The sequence below is a fragment of the Bacillota bacterium genome, from assembly GCA_012842395.1.
In the GTDB taxonomy this organism is placed as follows: Bacteria; Bacillota; SHA-98; order UBA4971; family UBA4971; genus UBA6256.
In genome coordinates, this window is the sequence record DUSX01000039.1 from 1 (window position 1) to 7713 (window position 7713).

10 protein-coding genes are annotated in these 7713 nt (G+C 55.7%); all 10 read left to right on the forward strand.

Going from position 1 to position 7713, the window contains the following annotated elements:
- Positions 1–24 precede the first annotated feature (24 nt).
- Positions 25–222, forward strand: a complete 198-nt coding sequence (locus GX515_12935) for a hypothetical protein (GenBank protein HHY33900.1) — start codon at positions 25–27, stop codon at positions 220–222.
- A 490-nt stretch (positions 223–712) separates the two neighbouring features.
- Positions 713–1339, forward strand: coding sequence for a sugar transferase (locus tag GX515_12940; GenBank protein ID HHY33901.1), 627 nt, complete (start codon positions 713–715; stop codon positions 1337–1339).
- 184 nt (positions 1340–1523) lie between these two features.
- Positions 1524–2129: a winged helix-turn-helix transcriptional regulator gene (locus GX515_12945; GenBank protein ID HHY33902.1), complete on the forward strand. Its 606-nt coding sequence runs from the start codon at positions 1524–1526 to the stop codon at positions 2127–2129.
- Positions 2130–2152: 23 nt separating this feature from the next.
- Positions 2153–3133, forward strand: coding sequence for a ketoacyl-ACP synthase III (locus tag GX515_12950; protein ID HHY33903.1), 981 nt, complete (start codon positions 2153–2155; stop codon positions 3131–3133).
- Positions 3134–3185: 52 nt separating this feature from the next.
- Positions 3186–3416: an acyl carrier protein gene (locus GX515_12955; protein HHY33904.1), complete on the forward strand. Its 231-nt coding sequence runs from the start codon at positions 3186–3188 to the stop codon at positions 3414–3416.
- A complete protein-coding gene (locus tag GX515_12960; protein ID HHY33905.1) occupies positions 3416–3841 on the forward strand; it encodes a hypothetical protein in 426 nt (141 codons plus the stop codon). The genes GX515_12955 and GX515_12960 overlap by 1 nt, the downstream gene beginning before the upstream one ends.
- Before the next feature lie 39 nt (positions 3842–3880).
- Positions 3881–5776: an HAD-IIIC family phosphatase gene (locus GX515_12965; protein HHY33906.1), complete on the forward strand. Its 1896-nt coding sequence runs from the start codon at positions 3881–3883 to the stop codon at positions 5774–5776.
- Positions 5773–6609 carry a 3-hydroxyacyl-CoA dehydrogenase family protein gene (locus GX515_12970; protein HHY33907.1) on the forward strand — a complete coding sequence of 279 codons (837 nt, stop codon included), beginning with the start codon at positions 5773–5775 and terminating at the stop codon, positions 6607–6609. The genes GX515_12965 and GX515_12970 overlap by 4 nt, the downstream gene beginning before the upstream one ends.
- A 21-nt stretch (positions 6610–6630) precedes the next feature.
- Positions 6631–7287 carry a hypothetical protein gene (locus GX515_12975; protein ID HHY33908.1) on the forward strand — a complete coding sequence of 219 codons (657 nt, stop codon included), beginning with the start codon at positions 6631–6633 and terminating at the stop codon, positions 7285–7287.
- A gap of 42 nt (positions 7288–7329) precedes the next feature.
- On the forward strand, positions 7330–7713 hold a 384-nt coding region (locus GX515_12980), incomplete at its 3' end, for a DegT/DnrJ/EryC1/StrS aminotransferase family protein (GenBank protein ID HHY33909.1).

The window sequence follows — 7713 nt, forward strand, 5'->3', positions numbered from 1 at the left end:
CGGGCGGTGTCAGAGTCGCGAGACGTGGTGCGGCGTAGCGAGGACGAGGCGCGGAACTTGCAGGAGAACGTGAAACAGGAGCTGCAACGCAAGGCCCGCCAGCTCTACACTGAGCTGGCTACTGTGGTGCAGGAGCAATCGGCGCGAGTGCATGCTGCTTGGGAGGTGGTGCGTACCGAGGCTGCCAAGCTCGGGAAACGCATCAGTCCACTGACTCAGTGACGGCGGCTGCCGTTGCCGCCGCAACTCCTCGTGCGTCCCAACCGGCAACCAAGGCGCTTGATGGGACGGCTCCTGCGTGCTGGCTCTTCCGGTCAGACAAGCTGAGTGCGGGTTCGGAAGTCGGCGATGTCGTTCCAGGGGCTGCGAGTGTGTGCAAAAGGGGGACGCTCTGGAGTTGACAAGCCCCGGGGGCAAGTCCGGCGAGCCGGGTCGCCTCCGGAGCGCACTGGCAGCCTGAAGGAAGCTTCTGCTAGACCGGCACCGACCCTGGACTGGCATGGGCGTGCGAACCCACGAGCAGACGGACTGTGGACCAACAGGTTCCTCTGGACGACCGCGCTGGTCCGAGAACCTGCAGGCAGGTGGACGTGGGTGGGGAAATGCTGGAGCAAAAGAGGCGCAGAGGCTTCTTTTGCCGAATCCGTGTAGTGGGACGCCCGACGCGGGGTGAGCGCGTGGGGTTGACTCAACGGACTGGGGTTTTGAAACTATGAACAGGGCAGTCGTGAGAGGAATAGCGAAGAGATTCCTGGACGTAACACTGTCACTTCTCGGTCTGTTACTTCTTTCTCCTGTGCTCGTAAGCGTAGGAGTGCTCGTGTGGGCAAGCATGGGGACACCCATCGTTTACCGGCAACGCCGGCCGGGATTGCACGGCAAGCCCTTCGTCCTGTACAAGTTCCGGACAATGTTGGACCTCCGCAATCCCGATGGGACACCTTTGCCTGACGAACAGCGCCTCACCCGCATTGGACGGTTCCTACGCAGCACGAGCCTGGATGAGCTCCCCGAACTCTTTAATGTCCTTAAGGGCGACATGAGTCTGGTGGGACCACGGCCGCTTCTGATGGAATACCTCGACCGGTACACGCCCGAGCAGGCTCGACGTCACGAGGTCAAACCCGGCATCACCGGGTGGGCGCAGGTGAACGGGCGCAACAGTCTGAGCTGGGAGGACAAGTTCCGGCTGGACGTCTGGTATGTGGACCACTGGACCCTCTGGCTTGACCTGAAGATCCTGTGGATGACGCTGCTCAAGGTAGCGCGCCGTGAAGGAATCAGTTATGACGGGTGTGCGACCATGCCGGAGTTCCGCGGACCGTTGAGCAAGTCATAAAAACCGTAGGGGCACGCGACCGCGGCCAACTTCACGCTGGACACCAACCCACGGACGCCTGGCTTGTAGGCAGACCGACCGGCATTTGACTAAATGTCTAAGCGTCGAACCGACGTGCAGAAGGAATAACGGGGACCACCGCGAACATTCAATTAGTGATTGAATTGCGCCGGGGGTCAGCCACGTGGATGCGTTTGTTAAAGATGGAGTGCTCTTAAAGGAACTGAAGCTCCTCACAGGTCTGATGAGAACGGAACGGGCCACTCATCTTGAACTCGCCAGATTCGCAGGGATGAGCCCGGCGATGGTGAACAACTATATGGTCCGCTTTCGCGATCGTGGCTACGTTAGGCGCGTAGGTGCGTCCAACCGTGCATCTTTCTACGAGTTGACCGAAGAGGGCGCCAACTACAGAGAAAGACTCCTGGTAGACTACAACGCTGAGCTAATACGGCTCTATAAGACTGCCAGGCATGAAATCGCTAGTCGCATTGAGGTGCTGCTCGGGCGAGAACCCCTGCGTATCTGCTTGTGCCCAGCAGGCGACACGGCCGAGGTCGTCCTGTCAGTAACGTCGGAGTTCCCGAACATCTTTGTAGTAGCAGTCCTTGATGACTCACCAGACAAGCAGTGTTCAGGGTTCATGGGGTATCGTGTGGCGCCGTTTGAGGAACTTCCGAGTATACGGTCTGATGGTGTGCTAGTAGCTACCATCTCCTTCGGTGACCTCATTGAGAAACGAGTCAAAGAAGTGGCAGGCGGCAGCGTTCGGGTCTGGAGATTATTCTGAAGGAAGGGTAGGTAGAGGGTATAATGGGTGTCGGAATCCTTGGTCTGGGATACTACTTGCCTGAAAGGGTCGTGAAAAACTCGGATCTTGAAGCCGTTTCAAAGGCAACTGATGAATGGATTGTGTCAAGAGTTGGCATCAGGGAACGCCGGGTGTGCTCTGAAGACGAAGCTGCATCCGATCTTGCATACAAGGCGTCGCTTGAGGCACTCGCGGACGCCGGTGTCGAACCTGCTGCCATTGACCTGATTATTGTTGCCTGCTCGAACCACGATATGATAATGCCGAGTACCGCCTGCATAGTTCAGGCGAAGCTCGGGGCGACAAATGCCGCTGCTCTCGATATCAGAGCTGGCTGCGCTGGTTTCATCTACGGATTGTCCGTTGCCGAGAAGTTCGTCAAAGATGGTACTACCAAGCTATCACTGGTCATAGGTGCAGAAGTCCATTCAAAGATGATGGACTGGCGTGATTACCGCACCAACGCGTTTTTCTCTGACGGCGCCGGCGCTGCGGTCGTAGGAGTTGTTCCTGACGGTTTCGGCATTCTGGGGACATTCCTTGCTGCAGAAGGACACCTCGGTGACGCCCTAGTTGTTCCCGCTGGCGGTTCTCGAATGCCTGCGAGCCACGAGACAGTTGCTGCAGGGCTACATTACATCAGGCATGACGGCAAGGCTATATGGGCTTTTGCTACAAGAGTCTTTCCCCACTCGGTTCGGCAAGCTGCCGAGCGGGCCAGTATACAGATCTCGGACATTGACTTTGTGATACCGCATCAAGCGAACGTAAACATGATAAGGCAGTGTATGGCAGAACTGGGGCTTCCCATGGAGAAAACCCACATAACACTCGACAGGTTCGGCAACTCTGCGTCTGGAACGGTGCCGATTACGCTCGCGGAAGCTGTCCGCCTCGGCAAGATCAAGAGGGGTGACACAATTGCCATGACTGCCTTCGGAGCTGGTCTAACCTACGGTGCTATCATCCTGAAATGGTACTAACGCGACATGAACTTATCACCTTAGCAGTAAACTGTGAGTTGGAGGGCGTCGTGTGAAACTGGAAGAGATAATCGCTGATGCACTGGGAATTCCTCTGGAATCCGTCCACGAGACTCTTACCGTTGAAGACGTTCAAAGCTGGGATTCACTCGCACACGTTGGCCTCGTAATCAGGCTGGAGGCTGCGTACCAGGTATCTTTTCAGCCGAGCGAGATTGAGCGCATGTATAAGTCTGTTGGTGATATCAGAGACGTTCTGCGTAGGAAGGGTGTGAATGTATAGTGCAGCGACCTCATAGACTAGCCTTTGATCATTTTGGGATCGCAGTGCAATCCATTAATGGTTCTCGAGCAACATACGACCGGCTCGGTATAGCTTCCGAGTGGACCGAAGAGGTGACCGATCCGGTACAAGCGGTACGTGTTGCGTTTGCCCGCATTGCCTCCAGCGGTCCAAGGATCGAGCTAGTTGCCCCCGCTGGCGAGAACTCTCCGGTTCAAAACGTCCTCGCTCGAAGCAGGGGGCTATCGCAACCGTACCACATTGCCTTCCGGACTAACGACATAGGAGCGGCTCTTGATTTCCTGAGAACACACGGTTCTGTCCAGCTCACTCACGTGAGTGCAGCACGGGCATTCGAGGGGAGCCAAATCGTGTTTGTATCCCTAAAGGATGGGTTAGTCATTGAACTTATCGAAGAGCCGTAAAGCTTCTTCCGGGTCTGGTCATCGGGAGGTGACGGGAGCTTGAGTTTGGACCTATTGTCGGCTGCCTGCGAGGCTATCAAGACAGGTAGCATCGAACGTGCGTCTGCAGCTGCCCGCGAGTACCTGAACTCCAATCCCGTACTGGGTGAAATGGCCCTAGCTTCGCGACTGGGAGATGTTCAAGTATCTATCAGTCGTGCAGACACGGTAAACCTGTACATGATTGGATCGTACACACTTGAGCCTCTTGTACCGTTCGTGCAGGCATGGGGCGTTGCGAACGCCCTATTCCTGAACGCGCGTGTGGGACCGTTTGGCCAGTACTGGCAGGAGATACTCAGCGCAGAGAGTCCAGTGTACTCAACGGACACCGACGTGGTTTTCTTGGCCCTTAGAGCGGAGGATTTAGTTCCCGATCTTGAGTTTAGGCCTACCTATGACGTGAACAAGGTAGGTTCAATTGTCGAGGACCTGGCTGGCCAGGTTGAAGCCATGGTTAAGAAGATCAGAGAGCGCAGCCGGGTGAAGATCATAGTTCAGGGGTTCGACATCTCCCGCTGCTACGCCGGGGGCCTTATTGCGTTTCAGGGAGACAACGGTACGCCCTGGATTATCAGGGAGTGCAACTTAAGGATCGCAAACCTGGCCCGGGCTGCACAAGATGTCGTATACCTGGATACCGAGGCAATGGTTGCCAACGTAGGCCCTCAGTGGTACAGCGAAAGCAACTGGTTTACTTCTGCTAACCCTCTCTCAGGTTATGGGTTGCGTGAACTTGCTCGCAATTTAGTGCGGGCAGTAGTTGCAATGCGCGGCAAGACAAAGAAGTGCATAGTCGTTGATCTCGACAACACATTGTGGGGAGGTATCATCGGCGAAGATGGGCCTCACGGGATCAAGGTGGGTCATAGTTACCCTGGAAACAACTACTCCTTTCTCCAGCGGTGGCTCAAAGCAATGGAGGGGCTGGGGTTCATCCTCGCGATAAACAGCAAGAACGAAGAGTCCCTTGTCCGGGAAGTGTTGAGCACGCATCCCGGCATGGTTCTTCGTGACAACGACTTCGCGCTGATCCTCGCGAACTGGAACGATAAAGCAAGCAACATCAGGGAAATCGCCGCGCGTCTAAACATCGGCACGGATACACTCGTCTTCATTGATGATAGTCCAGCCGAACTCGACTTGATCATGCAGGCCTACCCAGAGGTTGCATGCTGCCGGATGGACGAAATGCCCGTCCAGGTTATCCGCTCGGTCACTGAAAACGGTGGGCTCGACAAACTAACGATCACAGATGAGGACCGAAGCAGGACAGCGATGTACCTTGCCCAGGAGAGACGGGCCAAGCTAGAGGCGTCGTCCGATTCCCTTGAAGAATTCCTGCGCAACCTCCAAATGCGGGCTGTTATTGGTACCGTCGATTCGGGTAGCGTTGACCGCGTGGCCCAGTTAACTCAAAAGACCAATCAGTTTAACTTGACAACGAGGAGGTACACACCAGGGGAAATCCAGGCTATGGCCAAAGACCCAGACTACAGGGTCTTCTGGTTAGAACTGGAGGATAAGTTTGGCTCGAACGGAATCGTCGGGGTCGCCATAATTCGCGTGACAGCATCCGAGTGGCGGATAGATACATTGCTGCTCAGTTGCAGGGTAATGGGACGTACCGTCGAGGATGCCTTCGTCCGTGCTATTGCAGACGTGGCTTGGGTACAGGGTGCGACTGCTCTTATCGGCGAATACATACCGACCAAGCGCAACAGTGTGGTACGAGGACTCTACCAAAGGCTAGGGTTTGTCCAGATTGGTGAGTCTGGCAACGATGGGGTCACTCTGTGGAAGCTCGAGCTTCCAGCTAAGAACCTGGGAACCCCGTACGTTACCGTCGAGATGCGAAACGAAGTAAGCTACAAAAAGGAGGAGACGGCTTCTTGATTATCTCAAGAGTAACTGTAGCTGGCTCTGGGACAATGGGGTCTGGTATTGCCTGCTTGGCCGCACGGGCTGGCTTCTCGACTACTGTCGTAACACGAGACCCAAACAAGGCATTTGACCGTATTGTCACTTTGGCCCGAAAGGCCGCGGCGAAAGAGGGCAAAGGCGATGAGTATGTTGACGAAGTCATGTCTCGTATCTCCTGCACTCGTGACGTAGCCACATGTCTTACTGATCTTGTCATCGAGTGTCTTCCCGAAGACGTTCACATCAAGCGTGAGTGGTTTCGCGCGGCAGACAGAGCTCTTCCCCAGAGCGTTGCGTTTGCTTCTAATACCTCTTGCTTGCCCCTTGACGTGCTGTTTGAGGGCATCCGTGATCGGCTCTGCTTAGGTATCCATTTCTTTAACCCGGTGCATGCGATGCGTCTAGTGGAGGTTGCCCCAGTGGGAGACACACCTGCCAGGTGTCGTGACGGCGTCATCGAATTCTTACGTGCGCTCGGCAAGGAACCGGTGGAGGTACCTCCCAAGCCAGGGTACGTTGTGAATAGAATGCTCGATGCGTTTATCAATAGAGCCGCGCGGCTGGTCGAGGATGAGGGACTCGATCCCGAGACCGTTGATAAGTGTGTAACGCTGGGGACGAACCACCCTATGGGCCCCCTGGCACTTGCTGACCTCATTGGTATTGACACGCTGGTAGCCAATCTTGACGCGCTGTACCAAGCGTACAGAGACCCGGAATTCTTGCCCGCGAAATCGTTGGAGCGGCTGCTCCAACAAGGACGTCTGGGACGTAAGTCAGGTAGGGGATTCTTCTCTTATTTGTAGCGAAAGAAAGGGTGTGGCCATATGGGGAGGCTTCTCTACATATACGGTGCAAGCGGCTTAGGTAGGGAGATCGCCCAGCTGGTGGAGGACATTAACTCGGAGGGCGACGGCCCGGAGTGGGTCTGTCAGTTTCTTGACGACGACGTCTCCAGGCATGGCACCTGCGTGGCTGGCTACGAGGTTGTCGGGGATTGGCGGGTACTTGAACGTGCAGCAACAACCTGTGATGTTGCGGTCGCAGTTGCTAATCCAATCCAGAAGCGGTCAATCATAAGCAGGATTCAGCACTTTAACGTCAGATTCCCGACTCTCATACACCCGCGGGCATACGTTTCCACTAGGTCTCAGATCGGCGTCGGTACACTTATCCAGGCCGGATGTATACTCTCGGTAGAGAACCGCGTGGGCAACTTCGTTTTCCTTAACTTCAATGTAGTCGTTGGCCACGATGTTATTGTGGGGGATTATTCATCACTAATGACAGGAACAGTGCTGTCCGGCGGCGTTGTCCTTGAAGAAGCAGTATACACCGGGACAAGCGTGACGACCATCCCGAACGTGGTTCTCGGAAGAGAGTGTATCGTGGGAGCTGGTGCGACTGTCATCCGAAACGTCCAACCGGGAGTCACGGTTGCCGGCGTGCCAGCTAGACCGCTGCATAAGGAAACGACTGACTGAGCATTCCGGTTTGCTCTCGTGCTACCGACTGGAGGTTTAGCAATGCAAGTCCACCTTTCCCGTCCGGACATCACGGACCGCGAAATTACCATCATCAACGAGGTCATCCGATCTCCCATCCTCGCGCTCGGTCCTAAACTCGTGGAATTCGAGCGGGCCATCGCCAGCTATGTTGGCAGAAAGCACGCTGTTGCCGTCAACAGCGGCACAAGCGGCTTGCATCTCCTTGTCCGTGCCTTCGGCATCGGCGAGGGGGACGAGGTTATAACAACCCCGTTCAGCTTCATCGCGTCCAGCAACTGCATCCTCTATGAGAAGGCGAAGCCGGTGTTCGTGGACATTGAGCCCGATACCGCGAACATTGACCCGAACCTCATCGAGGACGCCATCACTCCCCGCGCGAAGGCCATCCTCCCGGTGGACGCC